Origin of the sequence: Acidovorax kalamii (genome assembly GCF_002245625.1) — a bacterium.
GTDB classification, from domain to species: Bacteria; Pseudomonadota; Gammaproteobacteria; order Burkholderiales; family Burkholderiaceae_C; genus Acidovorax; species Acidovorax kalamii.
The window spans coordinates 759,398-782,606 of the sequence record NZ_NOIG01000004.1 but is presented as its reverse complement, the minus strand read 5'-3'; the positions used below and the strand labels follow the sequence as shown (position 1 = coordinate 782,606).

Sequence of the window (23,209 nt, the reverse complement as noted above, 5' to 3'; positions counted from 1 at the left end):
GACTGCGGGGGCCAAAACCTGAACCACCGCCTCGCTACGGAGCCCCCATGCCCCTCGAAATCCGCCAGCTGCCACCGATGCGCCTCGCCTACATGCGCCAGACCGGCCCCTATGGCCCCTCCCTCACGCAGCTGTGGGACCGCTTTGGCCGCTGGTGCGAGGCCCATGGCCTGAGCGAGCCGCGCCCCAAGTTCTACGGCATCAGCCTGGACAACCCCGCCTGCACACCGCCTGCTCAGTGCCGCTACGACGCCTGTGTGCAGGTGGGCGTGGGCCTGCGTACGGGCACCGAGGCCCTGGTGCAGGACTTCCCCGGAGGCGACTACGCCTGTTTTCAGTTTGTTGGCACCGGGCCCGAGATCGGCGCAGCCTGGGCCCGCATGACGGCCCCGGGGCAGATCCCCGCAGGCTGGGAGGTGGCGGCCAGACCCGCTGTCGAGGTGTATGACGAGCACTTCGCCGTCAACCCCGCCACCGGCGCGTTTCCGTGCTGGCTGTGCCTGGCGGTGCAGCGCGTGGCCTGAGTCACACGCCGGCGCCCGCGTATCAATCCACGCGGATATCGGCCCGCGCAGCCACGGCGCGCATGAGTGGCAGTTCGCGCTCGATGCGGGCGCGCAGCGCATCGCCGTTGCCCCATGCCGGGGTCATGCCGATGTCCACCAGCTTCTTCTTGAATTCGGCCGAAGCCATGGTGTCGGCCAGGGCCTTCTCCAGCTTCTTCTGCACCGGAGCGGGCAGGCCTGCAGGGCCGACAAAAGCGAACCAGGAGCCCATGTCGAAACCCGGGTAGCCGCTCTCGGCCACAGTGGGCACATTCGGCAGCAACGCCAGGCGCTGCGGGCTCAGCGCGGCGATGGGCTTGATCTTGCCTGCCTTGATGAGCGGGGTGGAGGCCACCACCGTGTCCACCGCCAGCTGCACCTGCCCGCCCATCAGCGCCGTCAGGTTGGGCGAGCTGCCGTTGAAGGGCACATGCATCATCGGAAAACCTGCCGTGGTCTTGAGCATCTCGGCGCCGAAGTGCACCGATGAGCCCGTGCCGTAGGAGCCGTACGAGAACTTGTCCGGCGCGGCCTTGGCCTGCGCCACGATGTCCTTGAGCGTGCTGCCCTGCACATCGTTGTGCGCCACCAGAAGCAGCCCCATGTCCGCCACCATGCCGATGGGCGTAAAGCTGCGCACGGGGTCGTACGGCAGGTTGGTGCGGATTGCGGGGTTCATGGTGAGCGTGGTGTTGGCGCCCAGCAGCAGGGTGTAGCCGTCGGCCGGTGCCTTTGCCACCAGCGAGGCCGCCACCACCGTGCCCGCACCGGGCCGGTTCTCTACCACCATGGGCTGGCCCAGGCGCTCGCCCAGGGCCGTGGCCAGCAGCCGCCCCAAAATGTCGGTGGCACCGCCGGGTGCAAACGGTATGACCAGCTTGACCGGCCGCTCAGGAAAGGCCTGCGCCCAGGCCACGGCGGGCGCCGCCAGCGCGCACGCGCCAGCCAGAAGACAGGAAATAAAGCGGGAGCGCAGCAAGGGCATGGGGAGTTCTCCGGTCAAAAAATTCTGGAAAAGCGGGACGGACATCGAACGCATCAACCCAGCAGCGGGCTCGCCACACGGGCATAGCCACTGGCCTGGTCGTAGGCATGGCCGATCTGCAGCACGGCGGCGTCCGACTGTGCCGGGCCGATGATCTGTAGACCTGCAGGCAGGCCGCCGGGGCCAAAGCCTGCGGGGGCTGCGAGCGCGGGCAGGCCGGCCATGGTGGCGGGCACCACGGCCTCCATCCAGCGGTGGTAGGTGTCCATGGTGCGGCCGCCCACCTCATAGGGCCAGTCCAGCCCGGCATCGAAGGGGAACACCTGGGCAGCGGGCAACACCAGAAAATCGAACTGCTCGAACAGGCCGCGCAGCACCTGGTACCACGCGCTGCGCACGCGGGCCGCGTCGTACACCTGCAGAGCCGTCAGGCGCATGCCACGCTCGATCTCCCACACCGCCTCGGGCTTGAGCAGCGCATGCGTGGCCGGGTTGCGATACAAGGCCGCATTGGCCCCTGCCACGCTGAAGCTGCGCAAGTCGATCCATGCGTTCCACAGCTGTTCCAGATTGAATGCGGGCACCACAGATTCCACGGTGCAACCCACCGTGCGGAAGTGTTCCAGCGCCTGCTCGCAGGTGGCCAACACGCCAGGCTCGGTGGGCAAATGGCCGCCCAGGTCACCCAGCCAGCCAATGCGGGCGCCGCGCCAATCACGCTCCAGCGGCTGGCCCAGCAGGGCCACGTCCTCATGGCGCCGCGTGAGCGGCAGGCGCGCATCAAAACCCGCCTGCACCGACAGCAGCAGCGCCAGGTCCGGGATGTTGCGGGCCATGGGCCCGGCCACGCTGAACTGCTGGAAGAACACTTCTTCCGTCGGCCCGTGCGGCACCAGGCCGAACGAGGTACGCAGCCCATACACGTTGTTGAAAGCCGCTGGCGTGCGCAGCGATCCCATCATGTCCGATCCATCCGCCACGGGCAGCATGTGCAGCGCCACGGCCACCGCTGCGCCGCCACTGCTGCCGCCCGCCGACACGGCCGGGTTGTGGGCATTGCGTGTGGTGCCATACACCGGGTTGTAGGTGTGGCCGCCCAGGCCAAACTCCGGAGAGTTGCTGCGGCCGATGAACAGTGCACCGCCTGCGCGCATCCGCTCGAACACCACCGCATCCGTGGCCGAGATCTGTCCCGCAAAGATGGGTGAACCCCGCGTGGTGACCATGCCCGCAGCGGGCATGATGTCCTTGGGCGCCTGCGGAAAGCCATGCAGCGGGCCCAGGCTCTCGCCGCGTGCCAGTTGCGCATCGCGCTCTGACGCCTGCGTGCGCAGGGCGTTGCGGTCCGCCATCGCCACCAATGCATTCACCACGGGGTTGAGCCGGTCCACCTGGGCCAGGTAGGCGTCCAGCACCTCGGTGCAGGAGACCTCCCGCGCATGGATGGCGCGCGACAGGCCGGTGGCCGTGTAGTCCACGATGTGGCTGGGGGTGCCACCCGGGGTGACGCTGTTTGCGGAAGGCATGGAGGCTGAGGCCGGTGAATGTGTCATTTGCAAGTCAGCATAAGCAGCTCGCTGCGTTTCGACAATCAACGATTTCTGGGGTTATCTTTGCGTTTTATGCAATCCACACTCCGAAAGGCCCCCCATGCTTTCCAGCCGCTTGCAGGACACGGCACTGCGCTACTTTCTGGAGGTAGTGCGCAGCGGCTCGGTCAGCGAGGCCGCCACGCGCCTCAATGTGTCGCCCTCGGCCGTGAGCCGCCAAGTCGCCGCCCTCGAAGACCTGCTGGGCGTGCCGCTGTTTGACCGGCGGCCGCGCGGCATGGCGCCCAGCGCAGCGGGCGAGCTGCTGGCTGCCCATGCGCGGCGGGGCGCGCTGGAGGCCGACCGCGTGGTCTCCGACATCCAGGCGCTGCAGGGCCTGCGCACGGGGCTGGTGCGCATCTGCAGCTCTGCGGGTTTCGCCATCGAGTTCCTGCCGCGCGTGATGGCGCAGTTCCGCCTGCAGTACCCCGGCATCCAGTTCCACCTGCGCGTGGCCAGCCCGGCAGCTGTGACCGTGGCGGTGCTCAACGGCGATGCGGACATTGGCCTGACCTACAGCCGCTCGGCCGAGCGGGACATCACCGTGCAGCACCGTCAGGCCGCACCCGTCATCGCCATCATGCGGCCCGACCACGCGCTGGCGCGATTGCACTCCGTCACGCTGGCGCAGATGCACGCCTACCCCATCGCCCTACCCGAGCGCGACAACACCGTGCGCCAGCTGTTCGACATTGGCTGCAGCCAGCGGGGCCTGGTCTTTGAGCCCGCACTGGTGTGCAACCACTTCGAGACGCTGATGCACTTTGTGCTGCATGGTGGCGGCCTGTCCATCTCGGGCGAGGTGACGGTGCGCGACCGCGTGTTGCGCGGCGAGTTGCACGCCGCCCAGATCCGCGAGCCCGGCATGGGCGCCCGCGCCGCAGAGCTGCAGACCCTGAGCGGCCGCACCTTGCCCGCTGCCGTGCGCATGTTCCTGGAGTTCCTGCAGGCGCAGCTGCGGGACAATGCGGCACCGGCCACGCCCGCCAAAAGAAGCCAGCCCCCTGCCCCACCCCGCCAACGATGATGATGAAAACCGCCCAGATCGAGCCCTTCTTCGCCACCCTCAAGGCGGCCAACCCTATGCCCAACACGGAGCTGGAATACACCACCCCGTTCGAGCTGCTGGCCGCCGTGCTGCTATCGGCCCAGGCCACCGACGTGGGCGTGAACAAGGCCACGCGCAAGCTGTTCCCCGTGGCTGGCACGCCCCAGGCCATCCTGGACCTGGGTCTGGAGGGACTGGAGGGCTACATCAAGACCATCGGCCTGTACCGCACCAAGGCCAAGAACCTGATGGAGACCTGCCGCATCCTGGTGGAGCAGCACGGCAGTCAGGTCCCGCGTACGCGCGAAGCGCTGGAGGCCCTGCCCGGCGTGGGCCGCAAAACGGCGAACGTGGTGCTGAACGTGGCCTTTGGCCAGCCCACGATGGCGGTGGACACGCACATCTTTCGCGTGAGCAACCGCACCGGTCTGGCGCCGGGCAAAAACCCGTTGGCAGTGGAGCTGCAGCTGATGAAGCGTGTGCCTGAAGCCTACGCAGTGGACTCGCACCACTGGCTCATCCTGCTGGGCCGCTATGTGTGCCAGGCGCGCAAGCCGCGCTGCTGGGAATGTGTGGTGAGTGAGTACTGCGACTACAAGCCGAAGACGCTGGTGCCCTGAGTCAGCAGGCCCAGCATCTAGCTATTATTTTTATAGCTTATAGCGCTTACTGGATAGGCGGTAGAGCCCAAAAAAGCTTCAAATTTCACTCAACGGGCTACAGCGTGCTCCCGCAGCCAGGCGGCAAACGCCTCTTCGGTGATGTCGCCTGCGGCGACGGCGAGCATGGTCAGCACACACGACGCGTCGTCGGCGGTGAGCGCCCAACCATTCAGGCGCAAAAAAAGCTCTGCTGCTACGAAGCCCGTGCGCTTGTTGCCATCGACGAACGGATGGTTGCGCGAAATGCCGTATCCATAAGAGGCTGCTAACGCCGCAGCATCTGGCGGAGGCTCGCCGTAGTGGCTCAGATGCAGTGGTTTGCCCAATGCTGAATCGAGCAAACCAGCGTCCCGCACACCCGCACCGCCACCGTGCTCAGCCAACTGCATTTCATGGATGGCGACGATAACGGCACGGTCCAGCCAGACCCACTGGCTCATTTGGCCAGCTCGTGCAGCACGGCACGGCGCTCTTTCATGATCTCGCGCGCCACGCGCATTTGGGCTTCAAATTCGGGGTTGTGGGTCGTGATGCGCAAGCCGTCGGGCGACTCCGTCACATACAACTCATCGCCTTTCTCCAATTGCAATCGCGCCAGCAGTTCCTTTGGAAAAATAGCGCCGACGGAGTTACCGACCTGGGTGAGTTTGAGGGTGTGCATGGCATACATCCAAGTAATTACAAACGTAATACTAAACTTCCCCCTGGGTACAGTCAAACCACCCCTGCCAGCCCCAAAGCCGCCATCTCCTGCGACACCCCCACCCACGCCACATCAAACCCCGCCACCTTGCGCTCCGGCGGCACGGGATGTGCGCGCAGCGCCCAGGTGGCACCCGCCACCACGCTGTCGATCACGGGCACCGACACCTGGGGCTGCACCGCAGCGGCCATGCCGGCCAGCCCTGCCCCGCCCAGGATGACGGCCTGCACGCCCATCTGGCGCACCACATCTCGGCATGCCTGGGCCAGCAAGGCACGGGCTGCTTCGGGGTCCGCCGCCAGTTGCGCGCCGGTGGGGGCGACGGTGTGGATGCCCGCCAGAGCGTGGGCGTGGCCCAGCGCCTGTGCCAGGCGCTGCAGCATGGGGCCCCAGCGCTCGCCGCCCGTCACGATGGCAAAACGGCCGTGGCGCGCGGCCTCGATGAATGACGCTTCGGCCAGGCCGGTGACGGGCACGGGGCTGCTCTCGCGCAGCGCCATCAGGCCGGGATCGCCAAAGCAGCCGATCAGCACCGCGTCGGGTGCGGGCTGCGGCTGTGCGATCTCATGCGCCCACACATCGAGCGCGGCGTGGGCCGCCACGGCGTAGCTCGCCTCGCACGCGATGTACGGTGCGCCAAAGCGGGCCGTGGCAGTGCGCACCGCCACATGCGAGCCCGCAGCCCCCTGCACATGCCGCTGCAGCAAGGCACTGACATGGGTCGACATGTTGGGGTTGATGACGAGCAGTTGGCGCATGGGCAAGCGTGTGGAAAAACCGTCAGACACCACCCAGCAACCTCGCCAGATCGGGCGCCTCTGCCGCAGGCGGCGTGAACTCCAGCTGCGACTCGATCCGCGCCAGGTGGGCCAGCATCAGCCGGGGCGCCTCGCGCGCGTCACGCAGACGAATGGCATCGATCAGCGCCCGGTGTTCGCGGCAGCCGCAGGCCGTGGCCTCTTCGCGGGTTTGGGCGTGGCTGGGGCTGTAGGTCATCAGGATGAGCGAGGTGCGCGAGACCAGCTCGCGCAGGATGCGCCCTAGCGTCTGGTGCCCGGCCGCCTGCGCGATGTGCAGGTGAAAGTCGCCCGAGAGGCGGATGGCGCGGCGCATGTCGCCGCTGGCGCGGGCGGCCTCTTCGTCGTCGATGCAGGTGCGCAGCGCGGCGATGTCAGCGTCGGTGGCGTTGGCGATGAACAGCTCCACCAGGCGCGGCTCCAGCAGGCGGCGGGCCTCGAACACTTCCAGCGCCTCTTGCGGCGTGGGCTGGGCAATGGAGGCGCCCCGGTTGGGCGTGAGCGTGACCACCTGTTCATTGGCGAGCCGCACCAGAACAGGCCGCACCCGCGTGCGCGAGACACCGAAAGCCGCTGCCAGCTTGTCCTCCACCAGCTTGGTGCCGGGCGGCAGGCGGTGGTCGAGGATGGCCGACACCATGCGGTCGTACATGTCGTTGTCGCTGAGCTGGCCGGTCGTGTCGGGCTGCACGGGCGGTTCGGTGACCGCAGCGCGCGTGCGCCGGGGCTTGGGGAGGGTGGTCGTCATAAGGGTGCCGTTTTTACCCCGAACGGCCCTTGCGCCTGCGGCCCAGTGCCCAAACCAGCAGCAGCGTGACGCCCATCACCGCAAACGACACCACGGTGGTGACGGTGCCCAGCGCGTAGATGGACGGAGTGGTCACCGTGCTGGTCAGGCCCTGCAGCTCCAGCGGCAGCGTGTTCACGTCGCCAATCGCCTGCGAGGTGCGTGCGATCTCGTCCCAGCTCAGCGTGAAGCCGAACATGCCAATGCCCACGACCGAGGGAGCGATCAGCGGCAGCACCACATGCGCAAAGCCCTGCCATGGCGTAGCGCCCAGGTCGCGTGCGGCTTCTTCGTATGCAGGGTTGAAGCGGTTGAACACCGCAAACATGATGAGCAGGCCAAACGGCAGCGTCCAGGTCAGGTGGGCGCCCAGGGCCGAGGTGAACAGGCCGAGCGAGGTGCCATAGCCCTCCAGCGCACTCTCCATGCCCAGCCATTCCAGCGCCGCCTTGATGCCGTTGTCGATGAGCCGGAACTCCAGCCCGATGCCCAGCGACACGATGATGGACGGCATGATGAGGCTGGCCACGACGATGAAGAACAGCGTGTTGCCACCCGCCAGCCGCTTGCGAAACGCCAGCCCGGCCAGCACCGACAACACCACGGTGCACAGCATCACCGCCACACCCAGGCCCAGCGAGCGCCACAGCGCCGCACCGATGTCCACCACGCCCAGGCCCTCGGCCAGCTTGGTGAACCAGTGCAGCGACACGCCGCGCATCGGAAAGGTGAGCCCGCCTTCAGGCCCCTGAAAGCTCAGAATGAAGATGACGAACATCGGTCCGTACATGAACAGCACGAAAAGTGCAAAGACGACGGCCAGGGGCCAGAAGCTGGCGGGGCGGGAATCGCGCACTTTCATCTCACAGCTCCTTGCGGATATCGACGAGGCGGGTGAGGCCCCAGATGATCATGAGCACCACGGCCAGCAGAATCACGGCATTGGCCGCCGCCAGCGGGAACTGCAGATACGAGGTCTGCACCTGGATGATCTTGCCGACGGACGCAATCTGCTGCCCGCCCATCACACCAATCGTCACGAAGTCGCCCATCACGATGGTGATGACAAAGATCGAGCCAATGATGATGCCGGTGCGCGACAGCGGAACGATCACATTCCACAGCGTCTGCCAGCCATTCGCGCCGCTGTCGCTCGCTGCCTCGATGAGGCTGCGGTCGATGCGCATCATGCTGTTGAAGATCGGCACGATCATGAACATGGTGTAGAGGTGCACAAAGGCCAGCACCACCGAGAAATCGGAGAACAACAGCCACTCAATAGGTGTCTCGATGAGGTTCATGCCCATCAGCGTCTGGTTGACCAGCCCATTGCGCCCCAGCAGCGGCACCCACGAGATCATGCGGATCACGTTCGACGTCCAGAACGGGATGGTGCACAGCACGAACAACAGGGTCTGCATGCCCGAAGAGCGCACATGGAAGGCCAAAAAATAGGCCACGGTGAAGCCGATCACCAGCGTGATCAGCCACACCAGAAAACTGAACTTGAGCGTGGAGTAATACGTCTTGAGCGTGACGCACAGCCCCTCCGACGCATCGCCACAGCCCGCAAAGATTGACACGTAGTTCTTGAACGTGAAGCCGGGCAACAGCTCGTACTCATTGAAGTCCCAGAAGCTGACTATCACGATCAGCGCCAGCGGAATCAGGAAAAACAGCGCGAACACCAGTGTGAACGGCGCAGCCTGCCACCAGGCGGCAATGCTGCGGCCGGGGACGGCAGCAGCGGGTAAGGACGGTGTGGTGGTGCTCATGGTGTTTGCAAATCAGTTATCCATCGCATCGGGCGACAGTCGTCAAAACTGGCGCGGCCCGATACCAGTGCCCCCGTGCAAGGGCCGCCCCGCCGCACCGGGGGCGTCCCCCTCCCAGATGCGAAGCAATATGAGAGAGGGGGAAGGCGCGCAGCGCCTCAGGGGGTGGCACCTCTTCTACGCCGCGACGAATTCATTCCACTTCTGCACCATGTAGTTGTTCTCGTCCATCAACGCGTTCCAGCAGGCAATGCCGCCCATGCGCGACTCGTAGCTGCCGCCGTCGCGCACGGCGCCAGCCTTGGCCAGCACGTCGCCGTTAGGGCTCTTGATGTCCTGCGTAGCGGGCTTGCCTTCCATCCAGTAGGCCCACTCGTAGGCTTCCATCTTGGACTTGGCGGTCTCCAGCACGGCGCTGTAGTAGCCCTGGCGGTTCAGGTATGCACCGGCCCAGCCATCCAAGAACCAGTTGATGAACTCGTACGCGCCATCGAGCTTGCGGCCGCTCAGCGTGGCGGGCAGGCCAAAGCCGGCGGCCCAGGCACGATAGCCTTCTTTCAGGGGCTGGAAGTTGCAGGCGATGCCCTTGGTGCGCACGGCCGTGACGGCAGGGCTCCACATCGACTGGATCACCACCTCGCCCGAGGCCATCAGGTTCACCGACTCATTGAAATCCTTCCACAGCGCGCGGAACTGGCCCTGCTTCTTGGCCTCGATCAGGGTCTTGATCGTGAGATCAATCTCCTTCTTGGTCATGTTGCCCTTGTCGGGGTACTTGTAGATGCCCATGGCCTCGACCACCATGGCAGCGTCCATGATGCCGATCGAAGGAATGTTCAGGATCGCGGTCTTGCCCTTGAACTCGGGGTTGAGCAGCTCGGCCCAAGAGTTGATGGGGCGCTTGATCAGGTCGGGGCGGATGCCCAGCGTGTCGGCGTTGTACACGGTGGGGATCAGGCTCATGAACTGCGTGGGTGCGGCCGCGAATTTCTTGGACTTTTCGCCTTCCAGATAGATCACCTTCTTGGGGGCCGTGCCCTGGTCGCCCACGGCCTTGCCCGCCACCATGCCGGTAGTGAACAGCGTGGTGATCTTGTCGGCGTTCTTGATCTTCTTGGTGTCGATGCCCTTCAGGTTGCCCGTGGGCACGATCTTCTTGAGCGAAAAGTATTCGGTGTCGATCAGGTCAAAGCTGTTGGGCGCGGTGACGGCGCGCTTGGTCACGTCGTCCGTGGTCACGGCCACGTACTGGATCTCGATGCCGGTGTCGGCCTTGAATTTCTCGGCAATGGCCTTGTCCTGGTTCACCGCCGTGCCCAGGTAGCGCAGCACGATCTTTTCCTGCGAATGCACGGCCGGGAACATGCCGGCGGCCAGGATGCCCGCCGTGCCCTTGAGCAGCGAGCGGCGCGCCACACCAGTGGCTTCGGAGACAACAGCAGGGGAATCAGCACGGGAAGCATCGGACATGGGAAAACTCCTTGGGTTGCGGAAGGGGACAGGTGAAAAATGAGGGGCGGCGGCAGATCAGGCGGCTGCGGCCATTGCAGGAGCAGGCACGGACAGTGGGTGCGCCTGGTCGGGCGTCCAGTGCAGTTGCACGCTCTGCCCCACCTGGTAGGGCTGCGCAGCAAACGCGGCTTCAGGCACCATCACCGAATAGGCCGCCGTGGCGTTGGCCGACAGGGCCACGCCCTGCTTCTGCAGGCCGATCAGCACATAAGTGCCCTGGTACTCCACATCGGTGACCACGGCCTGCATACGCTGGGTGCCCCAGGGCAGTTCTGCGTTGAAGAGGGCAACCTGCAGATGGTCGGTGCGCACACCCACCTTGCCTTCGGGCGTGTCGATCACGTTGTGCCCCCCCATGAAGCGCGCCACGAATTCGCTGGCGGGCCGGTTGTAGACCTCGTGCGGGCTGCCCACCTGCTCGATCACGCCATGGTTCATCACCACCATGGTGTCGGCCAGGGCCATGGCTTCTTCCTGGCTGTGGGTCACATGGATAAAGGTCAGGCCCAATTCCTTCTGCCAGCGCCGCAGCTCGGCGCGCATCTGGATGCGCAGGAAAGGGTCGAGGGCGGAGAGCGGCTCATCGAGCAGCAGCACGCGCGGCTGCGTGATCAGCGCACGCGCCAGCGCCACGCGCTGCTGCTGCCCGCCTGAGAGTTCGGCCGGCTTGCGCTCGGCCAGGTGGCCCAGGGCCACGCGTTCCAGCAGATCGCGTGCCTTGGCCTGGCGCTCGGCCTTGGGCACACCTTTCATCTTCAGGCTGAAGGCCACGTTGTCCAGTGCCGAGAGGTGCGGAAACAGCGCGAAGCTCTGGAACATCATGGCCGTGCCGCGCGCGGCGGCGGGCAGGTCGGTGATGTTGCGGTTTTCCAGCAGGATGTCGCCGCTGCTCGCCGACTCGTGCCCCGCAATCATGCGCAAGGTGGTGCTCTTGCCACAGCCCGACGGGCCCAGCAGACAGCAGTAGCTGCCGCTGGCAATGCGCAGGTTGATGGCATCCACGGCGGGTTTGCCGCTGGCATAGCGCTTGGTGAGCGCAACAATTTCGATGGCGGCAGGAGCCTGCGCAGAAGTGGTGGCGTGCATGGGCCAGGGTGTACGCAAAGCCCATGCCAACTTTGTACACAATATTTTTAGTGCATTGCATACAAAATGCACCAACGCCGTGCGCGGCCGCCCCGGCGGGGCGCACGCCATGCACCATCCCCGGCCCACACCCGGGGCCTTCATGGTGCACGGGCGACTGGCGACGGGCCCTGGGCTCATAGACCAAGCCTCTGCAACGCGTGGCTATACTGGGCCCGGGCAGAAGAAACAATTGCTTACGCAGGCGCGCCACCCCACCACCCACGACGGATGACGAACCTCGACCCACGCTCCATGATTGCCATGGCGGGCTTCATGTCCGCCATCATGGCCGTCGTTCTGCTGTTCATGCGGCGCCACTACCCGCCCTCCATCCGGGGCGTGGGGGCCTGGGCTGTCGCCCCCCTGCTCTGGCTGGCGTCCACGGTGCTCTTCGGTGCGCGGGACTTCATTCCGGCCTGGCTGAGCCTGGTGCTTGCCAACCAGCTGCTCGTGCTGGGCAGCCTCGTCTATTACATGGGTACACGCCACTTCCTGGGCCAATCGTTTGACTGGCGCTTCTGGGGCTGGGTGATGGCGGGCAGCACCACCGTGTTTGTGGTGCTCACCTACTGGTTTCCCAACTACGGACTGCGGGTGGGCTTCTTCACGGTGCTGATGGGTTGCATCTACACGGCTCAGTTGCGCTTCATGCTGCGCCACGGCGAGCACAGCTTTCCGGTGCGGCTGGTGCAGGTGGTGCTGGCGTTGCACACGTTGATACTGGCCGTACGGCTGTTTTCCATCCTCATTGGAAAGGGTGGCTCCGACCTGATGGAGCCTTCCTTGTTCCAGACCCTCTACATCGGCGCCTACGTATTGATGGTGCTCATGCTTTCCATCGGCGCGGTGCTGATGGCCACCGACCGCCTGCGCACCGAACTGGAACACCTGGCCACGCACGACTCACTGACCAACACGCTGAACCGCCGCGCGCTGCTGGCGCACTGCGAGGAGGAACTGGAGCGCGCCCAGCGCTATGGCCACGGCCTGTCCATCATGATGGTGGACCTGGACAACTTCAAGGCCGTCAACGACACCCGAGGCCACCAGCATGGCGACGCGGTGCTGGTGCATTTTGCCGACTGCACGCGCCAGGTGCTGCGCCGCGCCGACCGGCTGGGGCGCTATGGGGGCGAGGAGTTTCTGGTGCTGCTGCCCGACAGCGATGCCGATGCCGCCATGGCGGTGGCACAACGCATCCACGCCACGCTGGCCACCGGCCATGCGCTGGATTGCCAGGTCAGCATCGGGCTGACCAGTTGGACCGGGGCCCACGACACGCTGGACGCCATGCTCTCACGCGCCGACGCGGCGTTGTACCGCGCCAAACACGAGGGGCGCAACCGGACCGTGGTGGCCTCGGAGCCCGTTCAAACACCACGCGCGGCGCAGGCAGGCTCCGCCCAAACGGTCGCCTGCGATTGAGCGCAAAGCCGTGTCAGGCCGTCTGGGTCGCCACCCCGGCGGACTCAAAGCTCGCCATTTCGGCCAGCACCGCGCAGGCCGACTGCAACAGCGGCCATGCCAACGCGGCACCCGAGCCCTCGCCCAGCCGCAGGCCCAGGTCCAGCAACGGCTCGGCCTGCATCTGGGCCAGCATCAGGGCATGGCCCCGCTCGCCCGAGCGGTGGGCAAACACGCAGCGCTGCAACACGGCGGGCTGCAGGCGGCTGGCCACCAGCACGGCGGCGCTGGTGATGAAGCCGTCCACCACGATCACACGGCGCTCCAGGGCTGCCTGCAGCACCGCGCCCACCAGCGTCGCCACCTCGTAACCCCCCAGCGCAGCCAGGGCGGCCAGCGGCGTGGTGGCATCGGCATTGGCATCCAGCGCCTGTTGCAGCACGGCGCGTTTGCGCTCTATGCCTGCTGCGTCCAGGCCTGTGCCAGCGCCTGTCACCTCGGCCAACGGCAGCCCTGCCAGCCGCGCCAGCAGCAGCGATGCCACCGAGGTGTTGCCAATGCCCATCTCGCCCAGCAGCAATGCATTGCCCGGCAGGCCACGCACCACCTCCATGCCGTTGGCGATGGCCTGGGCACACTGCTCCGCCGTCATGGCCGGGCCCACCGATGCATCGGCCGTGCCGGGTGCCACCTTGTGCACCAGCAGGCGCGGCGCACCGGGGGCTGTCTCGCGCTGCGCGATGGGGCGCGCCACGCCGCAGTCCACCACCGTGAGCTGCAGCCCATGCTGGCGTGCCAGCACGCTCACTGCGGCGCCACCGGCGAGAAAGTTTTCCACCATCTGCCAGGTCACATCGCTCGGGAAGGCCGAGACCCCCTTGGCCGCCAGGCCATGGTCGCCCGCGCACACCAGCATCTGCGGCTGCAGCAGCGCGGGGGCCTCGGTGCCCAGCACCTGGCCGATGCGCAGGGCCAACGCCTCCAGCCGCCCCAGCGACCCCAACGGCTTGGTCTTGTTGTCGAGCAGGTGCTGCAGGCGGGCAGTCAATGGTGCGTCGGAGATGTCGGCAATGGCGGGGACAGTGAATGCGGCGAGGGATTGCATGGTGTGAGGAAAAGAAGCAGAAAGAACGAAATGGAACGAGGGACTGGCGGTCAGGCGGCCGCGTAATCTGGCGCGATCAGCGCCTGCAGCGCACCGGGTACAAAGCTGGCCTCGGCCATGCGGGCCAGGCCGTCGAACACGGCGTCGAGCGTGGGAACAGGGGATGCCCCCCCACGGCCGAACAGGGCCTGCAGCACAGCGGGGTCTTCGAGCAGGCCATGCAGATACACGCCCAGCACGTTGCCCGCCGGGTTTTGCCACGCGATGCCCGGGATCACTTCACGCGACACATCCCCCTTGGCGGCCATGGCGGGGTGCTGGGCTGTCTGGCCGTGGTGGATTTCGTAGCCCGTAACAGGCACCCCGGCCAGCGCAGCCCAGGCACCCAACACCGCGCCAAACCGGGCCTGCGTGCGCTGCACGGTTTTGGCAACCTCGAAGGTGGTGACCAGGGGCAGCAGGCCCAGGCCCGTCGCATTGCCATCGATGCCAGAGGTGTCGATCAGCGCCTCGCCCAGCATCTGCAGGCCACCACACACACCCAGCACCGCTCCGCCCTGCCCCGCGTGCTGGGCAATGGCCTGGTCCAGGCCCTGCGCGCGCAGCCAGGCCAGGTCGGCGGCGGTGGCCTTGGAGCCGGGCAACACCACCCAATCGGAGGGCTTGAGGCCGCCCAGGTCCGCTGGACTGCGCGCCCACAGCAGGCGCACGCCAGGCACGTTCTTCAGGGGCTGGAACTCGTCGAGGTTGCTGATGCGCGGGTAAGCCACCACAGCCACCGTGGTGTGCACGGCGCCCGCCACCAGCGTACGGTCATCGAACACGCCATCCTCTTCGGGCAGGCCGTGGCGCCACTGCATGGGAATGGTGGCCACGGTAGGCACGCCGGTCAGATCGTGCAGCATCTGCGGGGCGGGGGCCAGCAGGCTGGCATCGCCGCGAAACTTGTTGAGCACGAAGCCGTGGATCAGCGCCCGCTCATCTTGGGGCAGCAGCGCCCAGGTGCCGTACAGGTGCGCAAACGCGCCGCCCCGGTCGATGTCGGTCACCAGCAGGCAGCGCGCACCCGCATGCCGGGCCACGCGCATGTTGACGATGTCGCTGGCGTGCAGGTTGATCTCAGCGGGGGAGCCCGCGCCTTCGATCACCACCACATCGTTTTCGGCACGCAGGGCATCCAGCGCAGCGGCAATCTGCGGCCACACTTTCTCGCTGCGGCCGCGCCAAGGCATGGCCGTCAGCTCCGCACTCACCTGCCCCATCAGCACCACCTGGCTGTGCGTGTCGGCCTCGGGCTTGAGCAGCAGGGGGTTCATGCGCACCTCGGGCTCGGCGCGGGCCGCAAGGGCCTGAAAGTATTGGGCAGAACCGATCTCGCCGCTGCCCATCCCGCTGGCCACCACCCGCGCGTTGTTGCTCATGTTCTGCGCCTTGAACGGCGCCACCTTGAGGCCCTGGTTGCTGTAGTAACGGCACAGCGCGGTGGTAAGCCAGCTTTTGCCCGCCCCGCTGGTGGTGCCCAGCACCATCACGCAGCGGGCTCGTTTGGAAGAGGTGGTGGAAGTCAAGGCAGAGGGCGGACCATGCGGTCCATGATGTGTTCAAGCGCCGCTGCCGCATCGGTGCAGCGGCCCGTGTGCACGGGGGATGTCTGGATGATGGCGCTGCGCTTGGCAGTGAGCCAGTGAAAGCGCTGGCGGTAAGGCAGGCGTGCAATCGGCCCGCAGCCTGCGTCGCCCGCGCAGATGGCCACGATGGCGGCCAGGTGGCGCCGCACGGTGTCGATGTCGGCCTGCGGGTCCATGGCCAGCAGTCGAGCTTCGTCCAATGCCATGGCCGCCTGCAAAAAACCGGTGCGCTGGCACGACAGGATCACGCCCGCGTTGATGAACTCCTCGCGCTCCACACGCGGCACCACCCGCACGATGGCGTAGTCGTAGACCTCAGGCGCGTGCATCAACAGCCTCCTTCAATGCGTTCACCCACGCTGCACGCCCGGCCAGACGCGCGCAGAAGTAGTCCACGTAGGCCTGGCGGTGGCCTGCAGGCACCACCAGCGGGCCCTCGGTGTGCTCGGCCCCGGCCAGTGCCAGAAACTCATCGGGCACATCGCCAAGAACATGCGCAACCACCTCGGGCGTGAGGCGTGCGGCCAGCTCGGCATCCACCTGCGCCAACGCCGTGGCCCGGGCCAGCAGCACATGGTCCGCAATGGGCGCGAAGGGTTTGGCGGGCTGCACCACAACACCACTCCACGCATGGTGAAACGTCAGCGCCGCACCATGGTCGATGAGCCAGGGCTGGCGGTGCCACATGAGCAGGTTGGTGTTGCGCGCGGTGCGGTCCACATTGCCCACCAATGCATCGAACCAAACGAGGCGCGATGCAAAGTCATCCGACACCACATCCACCGCCGGGTCGAAGTTCAGTGCGCCCGAGAGGTAGTCCAGCCCCACGTTCAGGCCGCCGCTGGCGCGCACCAGGTCCTGTATCTCGGGGTCGGGCTCGGTCTGCGCCAGGGCGGGGTCGAGCTGGGCCAGCACGATCTCGGGCACGGGCAGGCCCAGCGCACGGGCGATGCCACCCGCAATCATTTCGGCCAGCAGGGCACGCACACCCTGCCCTGCGCCCCGGAACTTGAGCACGTAGGTGCCCAGGTCATCGCCCTCGACGATGGCGGGCATCGAGCCCCCCTCACGCAGCGGCGTGACATAGCGGTTGACGGTGATGGTTCTCACAAGGCTTCCTCTGAACCGGTTGAATGGCTGTCGGCGATGGTACGGCTGCTTTCGACGGCCCTCCAGGCCTGCCGCAACGCATCCTGCGCTGCGGGCGCCAGCACCCCCAGGCGCACGCTGCCCGGCAATCCAAACGAGGTGGTATCGCGCAGCTTGATGCCCGCCGCGCGCAAGGCCGCCAAATCATTCGGCAACGACATGCTGACAGGCTGCGCACAAAAGTAGTTGGCCAAGCTGCCCGCGTGCACGGCCCATCCCAGGTCCAGGCACAGCGTCTGCTGGCGCGACTTCCACTCGTGCAGGGTGGAGAGGCTGTACACCAGCCACTGCTGGACCACGGGCAACACCCAGGCCTGCAGCAAGGCCACACCATGCGCGCCCACCGGCCACGATGGTGCCAGGGCCACGAGCGCGCGCACCAGTTCCTCGCTGCCCTCGGGCGCAATGGCGTAGGCGGCACGCACACCGGTCAGCCCCAGGGCCTTGTTGGGGGTCCACAGCTGCCAGCAGGCCGATGGCAAATGCGCAGGCGGCGTGCCGGTCCACGCGCCCTCAGGCCCCAGGCGCAGGGGCACATAGGCGCAGTCGAGCACCCGCAGCACACCGGCTGCACCGTCACCACCACGCTCCACGCCCAGCTGCTGCCAGGCCCGCACCGCCGGGTCGGCCAGGCCCAGGGGGCTGGAAGGTTCACACGCCCACTGCAAGCCCGCCGCCGCACCGCCATTTCGCACCAGGTCCAGCCCACGCACTTGTGCGGCCTGGGCATAGTCGCCATAGCTGTGCGCAGGCAGGGCCACCTGCACCACGCCCTGCTGCGCCGCCAGCGCGGTGATGCGGTGGATGAACTCGCTGGCGCTGGCTGCCAGCACGATGCGGGCGGGGACCACGCCGTGGAAGGCGGCCAGGCGCTCGCGCAGGGCCGTGTAGGCCGGATCGGGATACCGCGTGGCATCGGCCGCCTGCACTGCCTCACGCGCTTCTATGCAGGGGCCGCAGGCATTGCTGTTGGTTGAAAAATCAAACAGCGGCACGCCCGCAGCGTCCGGGCCGCCGTGAATGGAACCCCACACGGGCGTGATTTCGTGCATCGTCATGCGGACATCCACGCTGAGAAAACCATGGCCACCAGCAACTGGATGGCCGCCACCACCGGCACCAGGGCCAGCACCACCCGGGTGCCCACCCGCGCGGCGCGCCGTGTATCCAGCGGCCCCGCACTGCGCCCCTTGCCGTGCAGGGTGTACACCCCCGGCTTGGCCAGGCGCACGCCCAGCACCAGCGCCATGGCCGCCATGGGCCAGCCGCTGTTGGGCGATGGTGTCTTGCGCGCCTGGCGCGCCAGGGTGCGCAGCGGCAGGCCCTGGGCCCCCAGCACCAGCAGCAGGGCTGTGATGCGCGCAGGCAGCCACGACATCACATCGTCTGCCCGTGCAGCCCATTTACCCGCCCACTGCCAGTAACGCCCGCCGCGCATGCCGGGGTAGCCCCACATGGCATCGGCCGTGTTGGCAAACCGGTACAGCGCCGCCCCCGGCAAGCCCAGCAGCGCGAACCAGAACAGCGGCGCCACCACCGAGTCGTTGAGGTTCTCGGCCAGCGACTCGATGGCGGACTCACGCACCTGCACAGCGCTCAGGCTGCTCACATCGCGGCTCACCAGACGCGCAAGCTGCGCGCGGCCTGCGGGCAGCGACTGGCCCAGCGCCACCTCCACCGCCAGCACCTCGTCGTGCAGCATGCGCCAGGCCAGCAGGGGCTTGAGCAGCAATGCCAACAATGCTGCCGCCAGAAGCCCGTGCAGCATCAGCACCAGGTGCTGCGCCAGCCCAGAGACTATCAAAACAATAGCTACCAAGGCGCACCAGACAAGCGCAGAGCGCCAAAAAACCTTGAAATCCCGGGCCACGGGGCTGGCGGGCGCCAGCCGGTCGCCCGACCACTGCAGCGCTTGGCCCATCCAGACCACGGGGTGCCAGGCCACAGGCGGCTCCCCCAGCCACCAGTCCACCGCCAAGGCCAGCAGCGGGCACCACAAGAGCACGTAGAACAGGGCCCCGCCCATGCCGGGGACCAACAAGGCGGTCAGGCTGTCCATGCGCCCTCCCCCATCGGCACGGTGGGTGCGGGCACCCGCCGCCGACGCGGCACCAGCACGCGCCAGGCCACCACGCACGAGGTCACGCACAGCGCCACACCCAACAACGACAGTCCCACAATCAACCCCGTGCGCAATGCCGGGCGCGCCAGCAGCGGCGCAAAGTCCAGGCTGTGCAGGCCGTTGTAGAGCAGCCGCTGCCAGGGCGTGGTGGCATCGGCACGCATCACGATGCGGGCCGATGCGGCGTCGGCGTACACCGTCACATCGTCTCCGGCCCAGTGGGCGCGCCACACGGGCAGCGGGCGGTTGAAGGCGGTGGATGCATCATGGTGGCGCGCATAGTACAGCCCGTCGTACTGGGTGAGCCACTCTATGGCCGGGGGTGGCGCGTCAGGGCGCAGGCCCTGCAGCGCCGCCAGCACCGTGGCGTCAGGCACGGCATGGGCCACGGCAGCCACCGGCCCATCGGCGCGCACCAGGCGCTGCACCGCGCCCGCACCCTGGCCGCGCACGCGGTACCAGGCCTGGCCCGCAATGCGCAAGGTGTCCACCTCCAGCGGCACCAGGCCCTCGGCCGCCGCCAGCGCCACGGCCTCGGCCGGGCCGCGCGTGGTGCGTGGGGCCTCACCCGCCCATTGCGTGCGCGACTGCGCATCCACCACCCGGCTGGTGAACACACCCCACGGGTTCATCGACATCAGGCCCGAGAACATCCACGTGAGCGTGAACACCGCAGCCACCAGGCCCAGGATGTGGTGCCAGCGCATCCAGAACTTGCGGTAAGGGATCCAGCGCTGCCGGTTCAGGAACAGCTGCCAGACGCCCAGCACAACGCCCGTGGCAGCAAGCAGCACGCCTGGAACGGAGAGCCACACCACAACGTGGTGCCAGGCCTGGGGAAACTGCCGCAGCACCGTGGGATAGATCCAGTGCGGCACGGCGCCCAGCCAGTTCCAGAAGCGTTCAGCGCGGCGCGTGTCACGCACCACCTCGGCCGCGCCGGGCGACACGTACAGCTCCAGCCCATCGTCGCCATCCAGAAGCACCTTGACCAGGGGGCGGTGTACATCCAGACCCTGGGGCACCGTCCACTGGTCGCGCTCCACCCATTCGGTGCCCGTGGCACGGCGCCCGCTGAAGGCCTCGGCTACGGTAGCGGCCTGGGTATCGCTGAGGGGCGGCAGCAACGCGCCCGTGCGCGCATCCACCGTGTGCCAACGCGGACGCGGTGGGGTATCGAAACTGGCACTGTCTGCGGCGGTGGCCAACATGCGCCACACCGGGGTGTCGCCCAGCATGCCCAGCCGCGCTTCGCTGCCGCCCGGGCGCAGCCCCGCCCGCCTGGCGGCCTCGGGCGCCCCCAGGCAACAGTCGGCAGGCAGTTGCAATGGCGGCAAGGCCGCCAGCCGCTCGGCCTGCGTGAGGCTGGGGAAGGGCACAAAGTACAGCACGACCCCGCTCACAAACCACATGAGGAAGAACAGCGCCAGCACTACGCCCAGCCACTTGTGCACAAAGATGACGAGCTTCTTCACCACGGGTGGGTCCTCATGCCTTGCGCCAGGCTCAGAACATGGCGCGGGCCGTGAGCTGCACGGTGCGCGGCGCGCCCAGCAGCCAGCGTGTATTGGCCGTGCCGGCCAGCGCATAGTCGCGGTCGGCCAGGTTCTTCACCGCCAGGCCGAGCTTGAGGTTGCGCGAGTAGTCGTAGGCCAGCGATGCATCCAGCACCACATACGAAGGCAGCTTGGTGGTGTTGGCCGTGTTGCCCTGGCGTTCGCCCACGTAGCGGGCGCCAAAGCCAGCCTGCCACTGCGGCAGGAAGCGCCAGGCCGTCCAGATGCTGGCGGTGCGTTCGGGCACACCGGTGGGCGTGTTGCCGTCGCGCGACACCAGGGCGCCAGACACCAGCTCCTTGAAGCTGTCATACCGCGCGCGCAGGAAGGCGGCGTTGGCATCGACGGTCCAGCCCCGCACAGGCTCGGCGGCAAACGCCAGCTCGATGCCGGTGGAGGACTGCTGGCCAACCTGCTGCGTGAGGGTGGGGTTGCTCGCGTCGCGCGAGAGCAGGTTGCGCTTTTCGATCTGGTACAGCGCCACCGTCCACTCGCCGCGCACTGCAGGCACGGCGCCCTTGGCGCCGATTTCCACCTGGCGGCCCTTGGTCAAGTCCAGGGTGTTACCACCGCCGGGCAGCGACAGCGCACCACTCAGCGGATCGGTGCCGGTGCCGAACTGGCCGTAGAGCGAGAGTGCATCGCTGGGCGACCACACTGCGCCCAGGCGGCCGGTGACGGGTGAATACTTCTTGATCAGGTTCACGCCGGTGCGCAGGTCGGTGTTGTCCAGCTCCATGCGGTCGCTGCGCAGGCCCGCCACCAGCTTCCACTCCGGCGTGAGGTCGAGGGCGTTCTCCGCGAACAGGGCCGTGGTCTGCAGCCTGGAGCGCCGACCCGGCAGGGTGGGCACCGGGCTGATGAAGTTGCCCGGCGCGAAGTTGAAGGGGTCCACCGTGCTCGCGCCGCCATAGGGCGAGTTGTTGGTGTGCACCAGCTCTGTGCGGTACCAGTCCAGGCCCACGATGAAGCGGTTCTTCATACCGCCCAGGTGGCCGTCAAACGTTGCGTCGAAGCGGTTTCCGGTCTGCGCTTGGTCGTGCAGGATCTCCAGGTAGTCGCTGCGGTTCACGGCCGTGCCGGCGGCGTTGAAGCTGTAGGCCTCGGCATTGCGCCATTGGCGGTCGGTGGTGAGGTGGTAGGTTTCGTTGCGCAGACGGACGTTGGCGGCGGTCTGGTAGTCCACCTTGGCGCGCCAGACGCGGTCGTCGTACTTGACCACCGAGTCGGCCACGTTGAAATTGGTGCGGCGCAGACGCTCGTCGAGTGCACCATTGCGCAGCGGCGTGCCGAAGTAGCGCGCATCGTCGTTCACGCCGCCATCCAGCGAGAAGGTGATGTTCAGGTCGCGGCTCGCGCGCACGGCCAGCGCCAGCGCATAGTTGTGGTGCTGCGTGTCCATCAGCGCGCGGTAGCCGTCGCTCTTTTCCGCATCGAGGTAGACCGAGTAGGCCAGCACATCGTTGATGGGGCCGCGCAGGCCCACGCCGCCCTGCACCGTGCCGAAGGAGCCCACGCTCAAAAACGCCTCGCGCTGCGGGGCACCAAAGATCGGGCGCTTGGTCACGTAGTTGACCGCCGCGCCGATGGCACCGTCGCCATAGAGCACCGAGGCTGGACCGCGCAGCACCTCGACCGACTCCATGGGCCAGGTCGAGAACGGGTAGGTGATGGTGCCCGAGGCGACAACCAGGCGCGTACCGTCCACCATCTGCGCCACCGAGTTGTGGCCCGCAAAGCCGCGCGCCACCAGGCTGGTGCCGCCGTTGCCGGGAGCCGGGGCCTCGGTCATGCCGGGCATGCGCACGGCCACGTCCTGCGCGCGCGTCAGGCTGCGCTCGGCCATGTCGGCTGCGCCCAGGCTGCTCACGCTGGCCGGGGTTTCACGCGCGGTGAGACCCAGGCGCGAGCCGGTGGCGCTGGGCGCGTCGAGCGACAGCGTGCTGCCGGGTGCAGATGGCGTGTCGGTCACCTGAACAGCGGGCAACTCGGCAATGGCTTGGGCGACAGCGGTCTGCGTGGTGCAGGCGAGCACGGCCAGCGACAGGGGGGTGAGGTGTTTGCGCATGAAAAGAGCGAAGAAAGACGAAAACGGAACCTTGGCCCGCCAACGGCCAATGAGAGAAAACAGCGGAGGCTTCAGTCCTCGATGCCGCGTTGCGCGGGAATGCCCGCCTTGAACGCGTGTTTGACAAGCTGCATCTCGGTCACGGTGTCGGCCAGCTCAATGATCTCGGGCGGGCAGCGGCGGCCGGTAAGGCACACATGCACGTCCCTGGGCCGCTCGCGCAGCGTCTGCAGCACGCCGTCGAGTGGCAGCCAGCCGTAGATCAGCGGGTAGGTGATCTCGTCCAGCACCACCAGAAAATGCTCGCCCGACAGGATGGCGGCACGCGCCTTCTCCCAGCCGTCGCGCGCAAGCTGGGCCGAGTGCTCCAGGTCCTTGCTCTTCCAGCTGAAGCCATCGCCCAGGCCCTCGATGGGCAGGCCGATCTGCTCGAACATGCGGTGTTCGCCAAAGCGCGCCGTGGGCACTTTCATGAACTGGTAGATCTTCACGGCCTTGCCCCGGCCGTGGGCGCGCAGCGCCAGGCCAAAAGCCGCCGTGCTTTTGCCCTTGCCGTCACCGGTGTTGACGATGACGATGCCCCGGCGCTCGCCCTCGGGCTTTTCGTAGCGCTTTTCGGTGGGTGGGGTTTCGAACTGCATGGTGT

Annotated in this window: 23 protein-coding genes; 4 read left to right on the top strand and 19 right to left on the bottom strand. The window is 67.1% G+C overall.

From position 1 onward, the window contains the following. Positions 1-47 precede the first annotated feature (47 nt). The gene (locus CBY09_RS06680; RefSeq protein WP_094287621.1) at positions 48-524 is read left to right on the top strand and encodes an AraC family transcriptional regulator; all 477 of its coding nucleotides are present in this window, start codon (positions 48-50) and stop codon (positions 522-524) included. A gap of 22 nt (positions 525-546) precedes the next feature. Here the strand turns inward: CBY09_RS06680 and CBY09_RS06675 are convergent, their stop codons facing one another. Further along, a complete protein-coding gene (locus CBY09_RS06675) occupies positions 547-1,530 on the bottom strand; it encodes a Bug family tripartite tricarboxylate transporter substrate binding protein (RefSeq protein WP_094287619.1) in 984 nt (327 codons plus the stop codon). Positions 1,531-1,583: 53 nt separating this feature from the next. Further along, on the bottom strand, positions 1,584-3,056 hold the full coding sequence (locus CBY09_RS06670; protein WP_094287617.1) for an amidase: 1,473 nt from the start codon (positions 3,054-3,056) through the stop codon (positions 1,584-1,586). Positions 3,057-3,180: 124 nt separating this feature from the next. Here CBY09_RS06670 and CBY09_RS06665 point away from each other — a divergent pair, with 124 nt between their 5' ends. Together CBY09_RS06665 and nth are read left to right on the top strand one after the other, a co-directional pair. Further along, entirely contained in the window at positions 3,181-4,146 is a 966-nt protein-coding gene (locus tag CBY09_RS06665; protein ID WP_094287616.1) for a LysR family transcriptional regulator, read from the top strand. Between the two features lie 2 nt (positions 4,147-4,148). Next, entirely contained in the window at positions 4,149-4,787 is a 639-nt protein-coding gene (gene nth, locus CBY09_RS06660) for an endonuclease III (protein ID WP_094287614.1), read from the top strand. Between the two features lie 89 nt (positions 4,788-4,876). Here nth and CBY09_RS06655 read toward each other — a convergent pair whose 3' ends face one another. The 8 genes from CBY09_RS06655 to CBY09_RS06620 all read right to left on the bottom strand — a co-directional run bounded on the left by CBY09_RS06655 (position 4,877) and on the right by CBY09_RS06620 (position 11,489). Further along, positions 4,877-5,269, bottom strand: coding sequence for a type II toxin-antitoxin system death-on-curing family toxin (locus CBY09_RS06655; RefSeq protein ID WP_094287612.1), 393 nt, complete (start codon positions 5,267-5,269; stop codon positions 4,877-4,879). Further along, a complete protein-coding gene (locus CBY09_RS06650; protein ID WP_056169497.1) occupies positions 5,266-5,490 on the bottom strand; it encodes an AbrB/MazE/SpoVT family DNA-binding domain-containing protein in 225 nt (74 codons plus the stop codon). The genes CBY09_RS06655 and CBY09_RS06650 overlap by 4 nt, the downstream gene beginning before the upstream one ends. A 53-nt stretch (positions 5,491-5,543) precedes the next feature. After that, positions 5,544-6,290 carry an aspartate/glutamate racemase family protein gene (locus tag CBY09_RS06645; RefSeq protein WP_094287610.1) on the bottom strand — a complete coding sequence of 249 codons (747 nt, stop codon included), beginning with the start codon at positions 6,288-6,290 and terminating at the stop codon, positions 5,544-5,546. 22 nt (positions 6,291-6,312) lie between these two features. Further along, positions 6,313-7,077 (bottom strand): GntR family transcriptional regulator, encoded by a 765-nt coding sequence (locus CBY09_RS06640; protein WP_094287608.1) that lies wholly within the window; start codon positions 7,075-7,077, stop codon positions 6,313-6,315. Between the two features lie 13 nt (positions 7,078-7,090). Next, positions 7,091-7,978: an ABC transporter permease gene (locus tag CBY09_RS06635; protein WP_094287606.1), complete on the bottom strand. Its 888-nt coding sequence runs from the start codon at positions 7,976-7,978 to the stop codon at positions 7,091-7,093. 1 nt (position 7,979) lies between these two features. After that, positions 7,980-8,891, bottom strand: a complete 912-nt coding sequence (locus CBY09_RS06630) for an ABC transporter permease (protein WP_094287604.1) — start codon at positions 8,889-8,891, stop codon at positions 7,980-7,982. A 177-nt stretch (positions 8,892-9,068) separates the two neighbouring features. Further along, entirely contained in the window at positions 9,069-10,361 is a 1,293-nt protein-coding gene (locus CBY09_RS06625) for an ABC transporter substrate-binding protein (protein ID WP_094287602.1), read from the bottom strand. 57 nt (positions 10,362-10,418) lie between these two features. Next, on the bottom strand, positions 10,419-11,489 hold the full coding sequence (locus tag CBY09_RS06620; protein ID WP_094287600.1) for an ABC transporter ATP-binding protein: 1,071 nt from the start codon (positions 11,487-11,489) through the stop codon (positions 10,419-10,421). Between the two features lie 270 nt (positions 11,490-11,759). On the opposite strand from CBY09_RS06620, the gene CBY09_RS06615 reads away from it, so the two are divergent. Next, on the top strand, positions 11,760-12,956 hold the full coding sequence (locus CBY09_RS06615; protein WP_240515602.1) for a GGDEF domain-containing protein: 1,197 nt from the start codon (positions 11,760-11,762) through the stop codon (positions 12,954-12,956). 13 nt (positions 12,957-12,969) lie between these two features. On the opposite strand, the gene cobT is transcribed toward CBY09_RS06615, so the two are convergent. From cobT to cobO, 9 genes are all read right to left on the bottom strand, one after another. Then, positions 12,970-14,040 carry a nicotinate-nucleotide--dimethylbenzimidazole phosphoribosyltransferase gene (gene cobT, locus CBY09_RS06610; RefSeq protein ID WP_094287598.1) on the bottom strand — a complete coding sequence of 357 codons (1,071 nt, stop codon included), beginning with the start codon at positions 14,038-14,040 and terminating at the stop codon, positions 12,970-12,972. A 50-nt stretch (positions 14,041-14,090) separates the two neighbouring features. After that, positions 14,091-15,569, bottom strand: a complete 1,479-nt coding sequence (locus CBY09_RS06605) for a cobyric acid synthase (protein WP_094287596.1) — start codon at positions 15,567-15,569, stop codon at positions 14,091-14,093. A 35-nt stretch (positions 15,570-15,604) separates the two neighbouring features. Continuing rightward, positions 15,605-15,997, bottom strand: coding sequence for a DUF3037 domain-containing protein (locus tag CBY09_RS06600; protein WP_094287594.1), 393 nt, complete (start codon positions 15,995-15,997; stop codon positions 15,605-15,607). After that, entirely contained in the window at positions 15,984-16,778 is a 795-nt protein-coding gene (locus tag CBY09_RS06595) for a HipA family kinase (protein WP_094287592.1), read from the bottom strand. Before CBY09_RS06595 ends, CBY09_RS06600 begins: the two co-directional genes overlap by 14 nt. Beyond that, entirely contained in the window at positions 16,775-17,875 is a 1,101-nt protein-coding gene (locus CBY09_RS06590; protein WP_240515600.1) for an aminotransferase class I/II-fold pyridoxal phosphate-dependent enzyme, read from the bottom strand. Before CBY09_RS06590 ends, CBY09_RS06595 begins: the two co-directional genes overlap by 4 nt. Further along, the gene (gene cbiB, locus CBY09_RS06585; protein WP_094288087.1) at positions 17,872-18,876 is read right to left on the bottom strand and encodes an adenosylcobinamide-phosphate synthase CbiB; all 1,005 of its coding nucleotides are present in this window, start codon (positions 18,874-18,876) and stop codon (positions 17,872-17,874) included. The genes CBY09_RS06590 and cbiB overlap by 4 nt, the downstream gene beginning before the upstream one ends. Next, positions 18,864-20,414 carry a PepSY domain-containing protein gene (locus CBY09_RS06580; protein WP_240515599.1) on the bottom strand — a complete coding sequence of 517 codons (1,551 nt, stop codon included), beginning with the start codon at positions 20,412-20,414 and terminating at the stop codon, positions 18,864-18,866. Before CBY09_RS06580 ends, cbiB begins: the two co-directional genes overlap by 13 nt. Before the next feature lie 31 nt (positions 20,415-20,445). After that, entirely contained in the window at positions 20,446-22,563 is a 2,118-nt protein-coding gene (locus tag CBY09_RS06575; protein WP_094287588.1) for a TonB-dependent receptor, read from the bottom strand. A gap of 71 nt (positions 22,564-22,634) precedes the next feature. Next, positions 22,635-23,204: a cob(I)yrinic acid a,c-diamide adenosyltransferase gene (cobO, locus tag CBY09_RS06570; protein ID WP_094287586.1), complete on the bottom strand. Its 570-nt coding sequence runs from the start codon at positions 23,202-23,204 to the stop codon at positions 22,635-22,637. Positions 23,205-23,209: the final 5 nt, after the last annotated feature.